We start from the raw sequence: 14649 nt of genomic DNA, 5'->3' as shown, positions 1-14649 counted from the left end.
TGACGGTTTCCCGTCCCTTTACTCGTTGTAGAGTTTGAACACCCAGAGCGAGCCGCCCTGAGAGATATCCTTGAAGGTCTTGGCGACTTCACCGCCCCAAAGCGGAACCGCGCCGCCCCAGCCGCTCATCACTGCGACGTATTGCTCGCCGCCGTCTTCCCATGTGACGGGCGAACCGACGACGCCCGAACCGGTCTGGAACTTCCAGACTTCCTGCCCGGTCTTGGCATCGAACGCCTTCAGGTACCCTTCGGGTGTGCCGGTGAAGACAAGGTTGCCGCCGGTTGTCAGGACGCCGCCCCACAGCGGGGCCGGGTTCTTGTATTCCCAGACGATCTTGCCGGTCTTGGGATCCATCGCGCGCAGCGCGCCGATGTGATCGTCGGCGATCGGCTTGATGGTAAAACCCGCGCCCAGATAGGCCGCGCCCTTCTTATAGGCGATGGGTTCGTTCCAGATGTCCATGCCCCAGTCGTTCGACGGAATGTAGAACAGTTCCGTATCCCGCGAGTAGGCCATCGGCATCCAGTTCTTGCCGCCAAGGAACGATGGCGAGGAGAACACGACCTTGCCCTTTTCCGCACCGTTCGGCGCGCCGGGGCGACCGTCCTTTGTGAAGTTGGGGCGGCCGTCCTTGCCGATGCCGTCGGCCCAGGTCGTCTGCATCACGAACTTGTGCGCGCCGATGAACTTGCCGTCGGTGCGGTCGAGCACGTAGAAGTAACCGTTACGGTCGGCCTTCGCGCCCAACTGCATCTTCTTGCCGTTCATCGTGGCATCGAACGGAATAAATTCGTTCACGCCGTCGAAGTCCCAGCCGTCGTGCGGGGTGGTCTGATAGTGCCACTTGATCTTGCCGGTGTCGGCATCGATTGCCACGGTGGACGAGGTATAGAGGTTGTCGCCCGGACGCAGGTGGCTGTTCCACGGGGCCGGGTTGCCGGTGCCGAAGTACAGCAGGTTGGTGCCCGGATCGTAGGTGCCGCCCAGCCACGTTGCGCCGCCGCCGGTCTTCCAAAGGTCGCCTTCCCAAGTGGCGTTGGTCTTGCCGGTGATGCCGTTGTCCTTGCCGTTGAGCGTGCCCATGTGGCCTTCGATGACGGGACGGTTCCAGACCAGCTCGCCGGTATCGACATTGCGCGCCTGAACCGCGCCGACCACGCCGAATTCACCGCCCGAGTTGCCGACGACGACCATGTCCTTGACGATGATCGGGGCGGCGGTGGCGGAATAGCCGGCCTTGTAGTCGCCGATTTCCTTGTTCCAGATGACCTTCCCGGTCTCGCGGTTCAGCGCTACGAGGTGCGCGTCGAGCGTGGAGAAGATGATCTTGTCACCGTGGATCGCAGCACCGCGGTTGACCACGTCGCAGCAGGGCATGATGCCATCGGGCAGGCGAGCATTGTATTCCCACTTCTTCTCGCCGGTCTTCGCGTCGAAGGCAAAGAGGCGCGAATAGGAACCGGTGACGTAGATTGTACCGTCATAAACGATCGGCTGCGATTCCTGACCGCGCTGCTTTTCGCCGCCCAGCGATGCCGAGTATACCGGCACCAGACGCTTTACGGTCTGCGTGTTGATCTTGTTGAGAGCGCTGTAGCGTTGCTGCCACGGGCCCATGCCATAGGTCAGCACGTCGCCGTGGCTGTTGGCGTCGTTCATCAGGTCGGCCATCGATGGGCCTGCATGGTTGTCCGCATTGGCGGGGATCGCCGTGATGGCGCACGTCGCCACGAGTGCGGCGGCAAAAGTCTTGAAACGCCCCTTCATCCTTCCCTCCTCAATATGACCGGAAAGGCAGGCGGATGGTTTTTGCCCTACCTTCGGTATTCATTACGGCTTGAGACTATCGGCGGGGCGGCGGGGAACAATTGCACCTTAGGACGAGAGCGTGCCCGAAATGCCCCCTCAGATCAGACCTGAACCGCGTTGGCGGGCCGCCATGTCACGCCGTGGGCGGAGAAGATTTCCGCCATGCGGCCGCTGGCCATCATTGCGTCCATCTCTTCCTCGATCGCGAAGCCCAGGCTGCGGCTCTTTTCATCGACCGCGATGCCCACATCCCATCCGGGGGACAGCATGGCGGGCAGCGGCCCCTTGCGCCGTTTCGCATCGCCGCCGGGTGCCTTGGCCAACGCGGATTCGATCTGCGCATCGGTGGCGACGGCGAGGTCGGCTCTGCCGTCCTTGATCGCGGCGACTGCCTCGAACCCGGTGGTGTAGTGGGTGACATCGGGCCTAAGTATTCCGCCAAAGCTGCCGATCAGGTAGAAATCGGGGATCGAGTCGAGTTCTGCCGCCAGTCGACGCCCACGAAATTCGGTGGGCGTGCCTTCGCATTCGGGAAGGCCCGAGCTGCACGCCGCACCGAAACTTTCGCGGTAATAGGGAGCAAGGATGACGACCTGATCCTCTTTTGCCGCGAAGTCGCGGTCGAAGGGAACGTGGAACATCACGTCGCACTTGCGAAAACCCAGCAGGCCCCCGCGCCAGACGACGTTGCGCAAGTCGTCGGACACTTCCTCGTCCGCGGGAAACAGCGCGAGATCGGTTTTCACGCCGAAACTGTCGGCCACCGCGCGGGCGATGTCGGCGTCGATGCCCAACACCTTGCCGCCCTCTTCGTAAGACCATGGCCGATTACCGGAATAGAGCCCGACGCGGAGCACGCCGAGCTCTTTCACATTGGCCAGCGGCGCGGCCTGCGTCATGCGGGGCAGGGCAAGCGACCCCGCCGAAGCTGCGAGACCGCCAAGAAAAGCCCTGCGCCCGTAGGTCATGACCTATTCGTCCGTGTACTTGGTTTCGACCCAGCTGCGGATCGCCCAGCCGGCCTTCTGGCCCAGCACTTCGCCGAACGGCGGCATATAGACCTTGCCGTCGTGGCTGGACCCGTTGCGATAGCGTTCGATGTACCATTCATCGCCGCTGGGGCCGAGTTCAAGATAGCGCAAGTCGGGTGCGATGCCGCCCGAAATACCTTCCAGCCCGTGGCAACGCGCGCAATTTTGGTTGTAGGCGGAAGCGCCGATCTTGATGGCGGTTTCGTTGCCCGTGTATGGATTCTCGCCCAGCCATTCCTCGCCGATATCGGGCAGGGCCGAAGTATCGACAGCCTGCGGCGTCACGTCGCCGTGGGCGAGAAGTTGCGGCGCGGCAAAGCCGGCAAGGGCGGTAGCGGCGGCGACAAGCGCCAGCCGACTGGTGAATTTCGGCATAGTCAGAACATCCTCATTTGCGACCGTGGGATTCTGGCCCCGGGTAACGTCCGGCTGGTGTGCTGGACGCGGCTTCCCCTTCGCGATCATAGATAGCGACCCGGGCGGCACTGACCCATTGCACCTTGGTACAATGGGAGGGTTGAGGGCAGCGGCGGTAAGTCTGGGGGCGAGGATAGATCGGGATGGATGCCATGAAGTCGCAGGTATTTAACGTTACCGCCGGTTGGATTCTGGCTCTGGCCTTTGCGATGGGGTGCGGCCTGACTGGAACGGCCCATGCGGCCACGGCCTACGTCAGCAACGAACGGTCCTCGACGATCACGGTCATCGACCTCGACACCCAGGAAGTCATCGACACATGGAACGTGGGGGAACGCCCGCGCGGCGTAACGTTGACCCGCGATGGCAAGTACCTGCTGATCTGTGCCAGCCTCGACAATGCAGTTGAGATTCGCGACGCGAAGACAGGCGTGCTTGTCGCCGTGCTGCCATCGGGAAACGATCCCGAACAGTTTTTTACGTCTTACGACGGCAAGCTGCTCTTCATCGCGAATGAGGACGATGCCGCAACCACCGCCGTCGATCTGACCACCCGCAAAGTCGCGTGGCAGGTCGAGGTCGGCGAAGAGCCTGAAGGTATAGCGCAAAGCCCGGACGGCAAGTGGCTGCTTGTCACCAGCGAGGAGGATCACACCGTCGCCTGGATCGACGTGGCAACGCAGCAAGTCGTCGAGGAGATGGAGACCGACTATCGCCCGCGCCACGTCGAATTCGCACCGGGCGGCAAGCAGGTCTGGATCGCGGCGGAAGTCGCCGGCACCGTGCATATCGTGGATGTCGCAACCCGGTCCATCATCGAGACGCTGTCCTTCCCGATGCCGGGCGTTCCGGCTTACAAGGTCATGCCATGCGGCATCCGCTTTACCTCTGACGGCCAAACCGCGATCATCGCGCTGGGCCGGGCAAACGGCGTGGCCGTGGTCGACGTCGCCACCCGCAAGGTGACCGGCTATGTCGAAACGGGCGGCAGGCCGTGGCACCTTGAAATCACGCCCGACGACAAGACCGCCGTGGTCGCCAACGGGACCAGCGGCGATGTCGCATTCCTCGACCTTGCCAGCATGGCCGTGACCAAGCGAATCGAGGCCGGGGCAGGCCCGTGGGGCGTGGCGATCCTGCCCTGATTTTCAAGCGGCCAGAGCCTATTGGTCGAAAGGACGAGAACCAAAGTCCAATTCCCCGCCGCGCGGTGTGACAGCATCCTCCATCCGGTCGCTTGACGCGATTTATAAGAAAGGAAGGGGGAGAGAGATGATCTCCAGGATCATGTTGCGCGGCACTGCCGCGGCGATTGCCATTGCCCTGTCGACAGCGCCAGCCTACGCCGGTTCCAGCGAGAGCCTGCTGCAGCGCCTGCACGAAAAAGGCATTCTGACAGACGAGGAATATCAGGCGCTATTGGCCGAAGAGCAGGCAGAGGTAGCCGCCGTTGCCGCCGCGCCCGCCCCGGCCGCGCCCGCCAGCTTTAACCCGGAAAAGATGGTGACGATGACCGACAGCGGCATCGGTTTCAACGTCGGCCCGGCCACGATCAAGTTTGCCGGTTCGGTGAACGGGTTTTACGTCCACGACAATCCAGATGCGGCTGGCCCCACCACCGCGGTTATCGGCGGGATCGCATCGGTCGGTGCGAATTCCAGCGCGGTTCGCAACGGCCTTCTGCCTGGCTTCCTTGTTGTCAACGTATCGACGCAGCAGGAAGGGTGGGACATCGGCGCGACCTTCGGCATGTATCCCGGCATCAACTCTGCCGCTTGGGGCACGCTGGGCGCGAACAACGGCGGTCAGCCGACCGCGCTTGCTACCGCCGGTATCGACTTCCGCCAGACGTTCATGACTTTCGGGCGCAAGGGTCTTGGCACCTTCAAGATCGGCCGCGACATCGGCCTGTTCGGGTCCGATGCGATCCTGAACGACATCACCTTGCTATCCAGCGGTCCGACCGGCGGCAACGTCGCCCCGGCAAACACCACGCTGGGTCGCATCGGTTCGGGCTATATCTACACCGACTTCCAGCCGCAGATCACCTATTCGTCGCCCACTTTCGGCGGCGTGCAGGCCAGTGTCGGCGTGTTCCAGCCGTTGAAGTCGCTGACCGACGGAACCGATCAGACCAACGGCGCGCCCGGTTTCCAGGGTAAGCTGACCTATGACGGCAACTTCGGCGGCGTTGGGGCGCGCCTGTGGGCAGGCGGCATCACGCAGAAGCACAAATCCGTGCTGGGCGGTTCCTATACCGGCAAGGGCGTGGACATGGGCGCGAAACTGACAGTCGGCCCGGTCACCGCGGTGGGTTATTACTACACCGCCAGCGGCCTTGGCACGACTGTCCTCGGCCTGTTCGACACCGATGGGGCGGGCGATCCGCGCGACAGCGACGGGTATTACCTCCAAGCCTTGGCCACCTTCGGCAAAGTCTCCATCGGCGGCAGCTATGGCGAAAGCCGTCTGGATTATGCCAACGCCGCCGATGCGCTGGCCAACCCGACGCTGGTGGATACGAACTCCAGCTGGGTGGGACAGGCACGCTACGGCCTGACCAGCTGGGTCACGCTGATCGGCGAATACATCCATTCGAAGGCCGAAGCCCACAACGGCAATGAAGCCAGCAGCGATGCGGTTGCGCTTGGCGGGATCCTGTTCTTCTGATCTTCGCCTTCGCTGCGTATTGCGGCAAACATTGTCGAAACAACGCGTCGGCGACCTTGACCAAAGGTCGCCGATTGCGTCTCTGCCCCACACGAAAAGCAACAAGCAGGATGTCATGACCGGTCGCAGATTCCTTATCGCCACCCTCGCGGCCTCTGCCGCGCTGACCGCCGTGCCCGCCTATGCGCAGACCAGCGAGCAGATCGGGCTGACGCAATATGGCGAACCGATCTTCGTCGAAGGCGAAGGCTTGCCCGATACCGAGGGATCCGAAGCCTACGACGTAACCGAACTCGATCGTGAAGACCTGATCGCGACGGGGTCGGGAAGGATCGAGGACGCGCTGAGCAATATCGCCGGGTTTCAGCAATTCCGCCGGTCGGACAGTCGCTCGTCGAACCCATCGGCCCAAGGCGCGACTTTGCGCGCGCTGGGCGGCAATGCGACCAGCCGGGCGCTGATCCTGTTGGACGGCGTGCCGATGAGCGATCCGTTCTTCGGCTACATCCCGTTTTCCGCCATCGCGCCCGAGCGACTGGATAGCGCGCGGGTGACGCGTGGCGGTGGGTCCGGTCCGTTCGGCGCTGGTGCATTGGCGGGCACGATCGAACTGACCAGCGGCGATCCGCAGTCGCTGGGCGCGTTTTCGGGCCATGCGCTGATCAACGACCGCGAAGAGACCGAAATGACCGGCACCCTGGCCGCACGGCTGGGCAGCGGGTTCGCGCTGGTTTCGGGGCGTTGGGATCGCGGCAAGGGGTTCTACACCACCCCCGGCGATCAGCGCGTTCCGGCAACTGCGCGGGCACGGTACGATAGCTGGTCGACCCAGCTGCGCGGCGTCGCGCCGATCTCCGATACGGTCGAGGCGCAGGCCAATGTCCTTCTGTTCAACGACAACCGCACGCTCCGCTTCGACGGGGCCAATTCGTCGAGCGAAGGACAGGATGCCAGCTTGCGATTCGTCGGGCGCGGGGACTGGGCGTTCGACCTGCTGGGCTATGTGCAGGCGCGCAATTTTACGAACGTGGTGATCAGTTCCACGCGCTTCGTGCCCGTGCTGGACCAGAGCAATACGCCCTCGACCGGGCTGGGCGGCAAGTTCGAGATTCGCCCGCCGGTGGGCGACGCGCATACGCTGCGGCTGGGTGTCGATTACCGCAAGTCGGACGGGGAATTGTTCGAAACGGCGATCAGCGCGTTTACCGGCGCCGTCACCTCGCGCCGCAATGCGGGCGGGACGAACACCGATCTTGGCCTGTTTGCGGAGAACGACTTCAAACTCGGCGCGCTGACCCTGACGGCGGGTGCGCGGGCGGATCGCTATACCATTCGCGACGGGTTCTACATTGCGCGCGCTGCCGATGGGGCACTTCAGGAAGAGACCTATTACGATAACCAGTCGGACTGGCGCGGCTCGTTCCGGGGCGGGTTGGTCTATGATGTCAGCGATAGGCTCAGCTTGCGGGCGGCGGCCTATACGGGGCTGCGCCTTCCCACTTTGAACGAGCTTTACCGGCCCTTCGTCGTCTTTCCGGTCACCACCAAGGCCAATGCCGAACTGACCCCCGAAAAGCTGGAGGGCTACGAGGCGGGCATCGACCTGACGGCAGGCGAGGGCGTCACGCTGTCCCTAACCGCCATCGACAACAAGGTGAAAGATGCGGTCGCCAACGTCACGCTGGATGACGTGACGCGGCAGAGGCAGAACATCGACGCGATCCATGCGCGCGGTATCGAACTGTCCGCCGGGATCGAGCGGGGCATCGTCCGCTTTAACGGATCGCTGGCCTATACCGATGCCGAGGCGCAGCAGGAGGGTGCCGATTTTGACGGTTTTCGCCCTGCGCAAACGCCGAAATGGGTCGCGGGCGCGACGCTGGCGCTGGAACCGGCGGAGGGCTGGCTGCTCTCGGCCACGGTGCGCCACGTCGGCAGGCAGTTCGAGAGCGATCAGGAAAGCGATGCCTTGCCCGCCGCGACGACGATCGACGCCTATGCGCGGGTTCCGGTCGGTGATAGGTTCGCGATCGTCCTTCGCGGAGAGAACCTTGGAGATGAAGAGATTGTGACGCGCAATCAGGGCGGCTCGGTGGATCTTGGCACGCCGCGCACCGTCTGGGCAGGTATCGGAATCGGCTTTTGATTCCGTACCATGGGTCGGACCGTTACAATGCGGTCGCTCGGGTCCTGCACTGGACGATTGCGGTGCTGCTGATCGGAAACCTGATCGGCGGGCTGCTCCATGATGCGCTGGAGGATGTCGTCCGCATCATGCCAACGCACAAGGCCGTCGGAATCACCGTGCTGGCGCTATCGATCGCGCGCCTGGGCTGGCGGATCGTGTCGCGGACGCCGCCGCTTCCTCGCGATCTGCCGAAGTGGGAGATCGGGGCTGCCCATGCGGCGCATACGGTGCTCTATATCCTGATGATCGGCCTGCCGCTTAGCGGGTGGATCTTTTCGTCTGCTGGCAAATATCCGCTGAGCTGGTTCGGCCTGTTCGACATTCCCAAGTTCGCGGTGACGAAAGAGGATGCGATCTACGGCATTGCGCATGAGGGGCACGAGGTGATGGCCTTCGTCGCCATCGGGCTGATCGTATTGCACATCGGGGCGGCGTTGCGGCACCATTTCGTGCTGCAAGACAGCGTGCTGCGGCGAATGCTTTAGTCGCCGATCAGCGGCAGGTATACGGCCTCCAGCTTCGGATAGAAATGCGAAACGCTGCGCTGCAATTCGTAGCGCGCGACTTTCATAGACGCAAAGCGGTCGGGGATCGGCATGGCCCCGGCCTCGCTCATGTCCATGCCCTGCTGCACCGCCTCTTTCAGCGACATGTCGAGCCATGTCAGCCAGTCGCGGGTCTGTTCGATAGCCGCATTGCCGGTGTCCAGCGGACCATGGCCGGGAACGGTGCGATTGCGCGGGATCGCCTGCAAGGTATCGAGCGCGGCCAGCCAGCCCGCGATGTCCGCGTGCGGCGTGGCGGGCGCGCGGTCGTGAAATACGAGGTCACCCGCGATCAGCGTGCCGGTTGCCTTGTCGAGAATGGCGAGATCGCTCCCGCTGTGGCCGTTTAGCGCAAACACGTCCAATGCCCGCCCGCCGAACGTCACTTCGCCCGCCGCAACATCGCCGCGCGGCAGGACGACGGTGGTGCCCTTCATCCAGTCAGCCAATATGCGGTAGAGCCCATCGGAAAAGCCCTCGCCATCGCGATCCAGATCTGCGCGGGTGGCGGGCAGGGCGTGGACGATGGCGGGGTCGAACGCCGCCGCCCCAAGCGAATGGTCTGGGTGCAGGTGGGTGACATAGACGCGCGTCACCGGCTGACCGGTCTTGCTTTGCGCAAGCGCGGCCAGCGCGCGACCGTAAGTTAGCGAGGGGCCGGGATCGACCAGCACCGTGCCCGCGCCCGTGGCCATGAACACAGCGTTCGCAATCGCGCCACCGTTAGGAAAAGCAATCGGCTCATCCTTGCCGCGTACCAGCCAGATACCCTCAGCAATCGGTTCGGCCTTTGGCGCATAAGTGTCTGCAAATTCCTCGGCCAGCAGCGGCAAGGGAAGCGTCAGCGCACCTACCCCGCCCGCGATCAGGCTGCGGCGGGACAGGATCACGGGGCTTTCGGCTCCAACGCGCCGGAGAATTCGAGGCCGGAAGTATCGCGCGCGGCGATCTCTATCGGCCCATCGCGCCCGGCGACTTCCAGCGTGAAGACCGGGTCTTCGGCGACTGCGCCATAGACCGCCATCTCGCCCAAAGTCGCGCCGCGGGCATCGGTCACGCGCAGGGCTTCGATGTTGTAGGCGGGAATGTTCTCGACGAGCCCCGTGTCCATCGGGTGGCGAAAGCTGACGCGCAGCCGGGTGTTGTTTCCGCTGGCCCATGCCGCTCCGCGCATTTCGCCAAGGTGATCGGCCCAGTCGCCGCGTACACGGCTGACCGGCGGGGCGGAGCAGCCGCCGCCTGCCGCATCGATCCAGTCGCCCCATACGTGCCATGTCCCATCGGTCAGCAAGACCGCTGCGCGCACCGGGGTGCGCTGGTCCAGCTTTATCCGGGTGGTGACGAGTGGCGCAGCCACGACCGGGCGGTAGTCGATGGCGACGGGAATGGGGTTGAGATCGGCGAAGATCAGGATGCGCTGCACGCCTGCCAGAGCGCGGGCATCTACGGTGACGGGCACGACGTGCTGGTCCTCGGCAATGACCGGGAGGATGACTTTTACGGCGGGGTCGAAGCGCACCGGCGCACCGGCGAACAGCTTTTTCGCGTGATATTCCCACATCGGAGAGCCGAGCGGATCTTCGGGCAGCGCCGCGCCATCCGCAAATGCGGGCAGGGGCAGCAGCGCCAGCAGCACTGGCAAAAGGCGCTTGGACATCCTCATAAGACCAAAGACCCATGTAGTCTGTGCGCGTGGTGGGCCACATAGGACTATGGTGCAACGACAGCGCAAGGGGTTGGGGATGCGGGGAAAAGGACTGACATGCGCCGCTCTTGCCCTGCTGATGCTGGCCGTGCCGTCGCTTGCCGAACCGTCCGATAGTTTCGATGCCGATGGCTATCGCTCCGCCCGGTACCGCGCGCCGGTGGACCGCGATCCGCGTCCTGCGGCACGTCTTGCCTTACCCGCCGCGCGGTTGCTGACGCCCGGAAAGGACGCGCTGTTCATCGACGTCCTGCCCGCGATGGGCGGAGTTCGCGACGCTGCGACAGGAAAGTGGCGGCTGGGCGAAGAGCATCTGACGATCCCCGGCGCGATCTGGCACCCGGAGGCGGGGCGCAGCGATGCCGATCCGCTGCTGTGGCGGGCATTGGCCGATACGGTGGCCGAAGCGCGGCGCAAACGTCCGCACCTGCCGGTGATCCTGTTCTGCCGCACTGATTGCTGGATGGGCTGGAACGCGGCCCGGCGGCTGGCCAGCGAAGGCTATGGCAACGTCTGGTGGCTGGCCGAGGGGATAGAGGGATGGCGTCAGGAAACGCCGCTGGTGCCCGCCGAACCGGTTGTCGTCAGGCCCGAATGATCATTGCGAAACGGGTGCCGAACAATGGCAAAACTGATCGTCTGCTAACCGCGCCACGATGGCTGTCGGTTCGACCGGGACTATTACCCGCAAACTCACATGCCGCTGGCCGACATCGTAAATTTCACCGATACGAGCCCAACGATCTACCGCACGGCCTGACCCGCCGAGCCTGACGCCCGGCGGTTTGCGCCAGCCTGGCGATCAGCGTTGTTGTTTCAGGTAATCGATGATTTCCTGACGCTTCGCCTCGTCCTTCAGGCCGGGGAAGCTCATGCGGTTGCCGGGGATGAACTTGCGCGGGTTTTCCAGCCAAGCGTGCAGGTTCGCGTCGTTCCAGGTCACGCCCGATTCCTTCAGCGCGCTGGAGAAACTGAATTCGCCGACCGCGCCCGCCTTGGTGCCATAAACGCCCCACAGGTTCGGGCCCAGCTTGTCTTCTGCACCCTTGTTTGCCGTGTGGCACACGGCACAGCGCGCATAGGACGCGGGCGGTGCGGCAGATGCGACTTCCACTGGCTTGGCGGTGGCGCTGGGAGTTGGGGTCGGGGTGGGTTTCGGTTCGGGGGCCGCGGTCTCGCTCGGTTTCGGTTCCGGTTCTGCGGTTTCGGTCGCGACCGGAGCTTCCAGCGGAGTCTCTTCCGCCACTTTGGCAACTTCGGCCACCGTTTCGGCCTCTGCCGTAGTGGCCGTTTCGTCCGCGGTCTTGCCGCCGCCCGAACAGGCGGCGAGCGCAAATGCCAAGGCAAGCGACGTTGCGGACCCGATGATAGCTTTCGACATGCTCTTCCCTCTTCGAACGGACTGTTTGCACGCTGTCATCGCACGGCTTTTCGCGCGCCGACATTGCACTTTCGTTCGGTATGCATGAACCGGGGCGCAGTCGCCATTCGGCCATAGCGAAAGCCGGCCCCCGCGTATCGCTACGCGAGAGCCGACCCGGGGGAAGCACGGCCGGTGAGGGATTGGGTCGGAAGCCGCGCCGCCCCAGTGCGGTGTCCTGATCGCTAGATCAGAACGCGAATCCCGCGCCGGTGCTCACCCCGGCATAACCGTGGGTATCCATCGTGCCGTTCAGCTTGAACACCGCGCGCCCGTCGTTGAACGCCCCGGAATAGCCCAGCGCGAAGGCGGTTTCGCCGCGGTAGTGACCGATTGCCCCGGCCAGCATCCGGCCATCGCTTTCGATCACTTGCGGCAGGCCCGCGACGGCCAGCGCCCCGGCCGTGCCGGCCCGCGATTCCTTGCGCAATTCGTGCAGGTCGAAGCCCAGTTCGGCGATGCGCATGTCGGTATAGGCGTTGGACGAAGAGATCGCCGCATCGAGCCCGGCCTGCATCTGCTGCAGGTTCACCGCATCGTAGGCGGAGGTTGCGTTGGCGACGTTGTGCACCCGGACCGGCATCGAACTGTCGGCCCCCACGAAGGTCACATCCTGCGTGATGGTGCCGCCGTTGCTGACGGTCGGATTTTCGGGGTTCGAGTACTACACCGCGACGACGACGCTGCCCGCAACATTGTTCTGGATGTTGGTGATATCCGCCGTGTTCTGCGCGATGGCATCGGTGTTGGCCGCAACCTGCTGGTTCGTGGCATAGAGCTGCGAGCCGTTGACCGCATCGGTCGATGTTGCGTTCAACGTGGCCGCCGCGACGTTTGTCACGGTGACCGGACCGGCAGCCGCGCCCATAAATGCGGCGGTTTGCGTCGGCACGGCGCTGGGCGTCATGCCGTCCATATCGCTGACGTATCCGACCGGCACGTTCGCGACCTGGACCTGCAAGTCCGCAATGTCGCCTTCGTTCACGGTAACGCGATTGTCGATGTCGACGATATCGCCCTCGTTGACGGTGACGCGGTCGCCAAGATCGCTGATGTCGCCCTCGTTCACCGTGACCCGGTCATCGAGCGCAAGGATATCGCCTTCGTTCACCGTCACCCGATCGTCCAGATCGTCGATGGCGTCGGTGTTCGCCTCTACGTTCTGGTTGGTGGCGAACAACTGCGAACCGTTGACCGCATCGGTAGAGGTCGCGTCCAACGCGCCGTCGGCGACGTTGGTGATCGTGGTGCCGTCAACACCGTCCAGGGTGATCGTGTCGTGGCTGGCATCGTCATAGAACACCGCGCCGTCCTGAAGCTGGGCGAGGTTGTTCTCTGTCACCGTTACGCGGTCGCCAAGGTCGACGATATCGCCTTCGACATTGGTTACCCGCGTATCCAGCGCGTCGATGGCGTCGGTATTCGCCTGCACGTTCTGGTTGGTGGCGAACAACTGCGAACCGTTGACCGCATCGGTAGAGGTCGCATCCAGCGTGCCATCGGCAACGTTGGTGATCGTGGTGCCATCGACACCGTCCAGCGTGATCGTGTCGTGGCTGGCATCGTCGTACATCACCGCGTCGTCTTGCAGCGCGGCGATGTCGGTTTCGTTGACCGTAACGCGCGCGTCCACATCAGCGATGGTCTCGTTCGTGGCGAACAGTTGCGATCCGTTGACCGCGTCGGTCGAAGTATCGTTGACCGCGCCGTCGGCGACATTGGTGACGACCGTGCCACTCGCGCCTTGCAGCGTGACCGAGGCGTATGTGCCGTCGTCGTACTGCACCGCGCTGTCGGCCAGGGCATCGACATCGGCCTGAACCGCGCCGACCTGCCCGACATTGGCGGCATCGGTGGCTTCGGTTCCCGCAGCGACGTTGGTGATCTTGCGTTCGGAGCCGACCGCGCCGACCGAGACTTCACCGGCCGCGCCATCCTCTGCACCGCGAGACGCAACCGACCCGGTACCGATGGCGACCGAGTTCTCCGCCGTGGCCGACGATCCGCCGCCTAGCGCGATGGAATCCGCCGCGGTAACCATGGCACCGCTGCCGATGGCGATGGCGTTGGTCGCGCCCGCGGTGGTTTCGGCGTTGTTGCCAAAGGCGATCGCGTCAAGCTCTGCGGCGGAAGCTTCCTGCCCGTTCGCGCCGAGCCCGGTGATCGTATTGCCGCCGATGGAGATGCCGCCTTCCTGATTCAGCGTATAGCCGTCCGAAGTGACATAGCAGGCATCGGAATCGGTGATGACATTGCCGTCGCTATCCAGCACCGTCAGCGAAATCTGTTCGCCATCGGCGATATCCTGCAACACGGTGGAAATGTCGCTGTTCAGGTCGGGCAGGCCGAGCAAAGGTGCCAGCAGCCCAAGGCTGGTAATGGCGTTTACGGTGCTTTCCAGCGATTCGACCGGGCCGACAGTGGCGCCGACGATGCTGGTGACGGCAGAAGGATCGAGGCTGATCCCCGTACACACGTCAACGGCAGGGATCGCCTGCGCCTGTGCATTGGTGGAAACGCAAAGCGCCCCGACGCCGACCGAAGCCAGCGCGATCGCACGCGTAATCGTTTTGGATTGATACATGGTCTTCTCCCCATTGAAGTCCGTTTCGGACGGGAAGAGAGACTGACGGTCTTGGTTTTAAAGAAGGGTAAACATTAAGAAACGCGGGATCAGAGCAATTTACGGGCGATAAGAAAACCGCTGATTTTGCGCTGCGATCCCCGAGGAATGCCAGAATCGCGCCGAAATTAGACTTATGCCGTTAGCCGGGATTTACTAAACTTCAACAAGAGGTAGGCGCCAATTGTATATTTTTAAGAGCGATCGTCAGGATCGCAACAGAACCATACGGACCTAT

Annotated in this window: 13 protein-coding genes; 5 read left to right on the top strand and 8 right to left on the bottom strand. The window is 63.5% G+C overall.

The window, feature by feature from the left end; all coding sequences use genetic code 11:
- Positions 1–18: 18 nt before the first annotated feature.
- From AB433_RS13220 to pedF, 3 genes are all read right to left on the bottom strand, one after another.
- Positions 19–1770, bottom strand: a complete 1752-nt coding sequence (locus AB433_RS13220) for a methanol/ethanol family PQQ-dependent dehydrogenase (RefSeq protein WP_047821610.1) — start codon at positions 1768–1770, stop codon at positions 19–21.
- A gap of 143 nt (positions 1771–1913) precedes the next feature.
- The gene (locus AB433_RS13215) at positions 1914–2780 is read right to left on the bottom strand and encodes a substrate-binding periplasmic protein (protein WP_047821608.1); all 867 of its coding nucleotides are present in this window, start codon (positions 2778–2780) and stop codon (positions 1914–1916) included.
- Between the two features lie 3 nt (positions 2781–2783).
- Positions 2784–3218, bottom strand: coding sequence for a cytochrome c-550 PedF (gene pedF / locus AB433_RS13210; RefSeq protein WP_082135060.1), 435 nt, complete (start codon positions 3216–3218; stop codon positions 2784–2786).
- A gap of 194 nt (positions 3219–3412) precedes the next feature.
- On the opposite strand from pedF, the gene AB433_RS13205 reads away from it, so the two are divergent.
- The 4 genes from AB433_RS13205 (at position 3413) to AB433_RS13190 (ending at position 8603) form a co-directional block, all read left to right on the top strand.
- On the top strand, positions 3413–4405 hold the full coding sequence (locus AB433_RS13205) for a PQQ-dependent catabolism-associated beta-propeller protein (RefSeq protein ID WP_375782416.1): 993 nt from the start codon (positions 3413–3415) through the stop codon (positions 4403–4405).
- 127 nt (positions 4406–4532) lie between these two features.
- Entirely contained in the window at positions 4533–5930 is a 1398-nt protein-coding gene (locus AB433_RS13200; RefSeq protein WP_156170817.1) for a porin family protein, read from the top strand.
- A gap of 115 nt (positions 5931–6045) precedes the next feature.
- A complete protein-coding gene (locus tag AB433_RS13195) occupies positions 6046–8076 on the top strand; it encodes a TonB-dependent receptor plug domain-containing protein (RefSeq protein ID WP_047824081.1) in 2031 nt (676 codons plus the stop codon).
- Entirely contained in the window at positions 8073–8603 is a 531-nt protein-coding gene (locus AB433_RS13190) for a cytochrome b (protein ID WP_221403608.1), read from the top strand. The genes AB433_RS13195 and AB433_RS13190 overlap by 4 nt, the downstream gene beginning before the upstream one ends.
- On the opposite strand, the gene AB433_RS13185 is transcribed toward AB433_RS13190, so the two are convergent.
- Both AB433_RS13185 and AB433_RS13180 read right to left on the bottom strand, forming a co-directional pair.
- Positions 8600–9553: a quinoprotein relay system zinc metallohydrolase 1 gene (locus AB433_RS13185; RefSeq protein WP_047821607.1), complete on the bottom strand. Its 954-nt coding sequence runs from the start codon at positions 9551–9553 to the stop codon at positions 8600–8602. The two genes, AB433_RS13190 and AB433_RS13185, sit on opposite strands and share 4 nt — an antisense overlap.
- Complete coding sequence (locus tag AB433_RS13180; protein ID WP_047821605.1) at positions 9550–10326, bottom strand: quinoprotein dehydrogenase-associated SoxYZ-like carrier; 777 nt, start codon at positions 10324–10326, stop codon at positions 9550–9552. The genes AB433_RS13185 and AB433_RS13180 overlap by 4 nt, the downstream gene beginning before the upstream one ends.
- 79 nt (positions 10327–10405) lie before the next feature.
- Between AB433_RS13180 and AB433_RS13175 the strand changes: the two genes are divergently transcribed.
- Positions 10406–10966, top strand: a complete 561-nt coding sequence (locus AB433_RS13175) for a rhodanese-like domain-containing protein (RefSeq protein WP_053059285.1) — start codon at positions 10406–10408, stop codon at positions 10964–10966.
- A 204-nt stretch (positions 10967–11170) separates the two neighbouring features.
- Here AB433_RS13175 and AB433_RS20065 read toward each other — a convergent pair whose 3' ends face one another.
- From AB433_RS20065 to AB433_RS13160, 3 genes are all read right to left on the bottom strand, one after another.
- The gene (locus AB433_RS20065; RefSeq protein ID WP_082134928.1) at positions 11171–11749 is read right to left on the bottom strand and encodes a c-type cytochrome; all 579 of its coding nucleotides are present in this window, start codon (positions 11747–11749) and stop codon (positions 11171–11173) included.
- 229 nt (positions 11750–11978) lie between these two features.
- On the bottom strand, positions 11979–12389 hold the full coding sequence (locus AB433_RS13165) for a YadA-like family protein (RefSeq protein WP_169749359.1): 411 nt from the start codon (positions 12387–12389) through the stop codon (positions 11979–11981).
- A gap of 63 nt (positions 12390–12452) precedes the next feature.
- The gene (locus AB433_RS13160; protein ID WP_047821600.1) at positions 12453–14372 is read right to left on the bottom strand and encodes a hypothetical protein; all 1920 of its coding nucleotides are present in this window, start codon (positions 14370–14372) and stop codon (positions 12453–12455) included.
- Positions 14373–14649: the final 277 nt, after the last annotated feature.

Source organism: Croceicoccus naphthovorans, assembly GCF_001028705.1.
GTDB lineage: Bacteria > Pseudomonadota > Alphaproteobacteria > Sphingomonadales > Sphingomonadaceae > Croceicoccus > Croceicoccus naphthovorans.
Note: the sequence above shows the minus strand (reverse complement) of the source record. Positions and strands in the feature narration are given on the sequence as shown.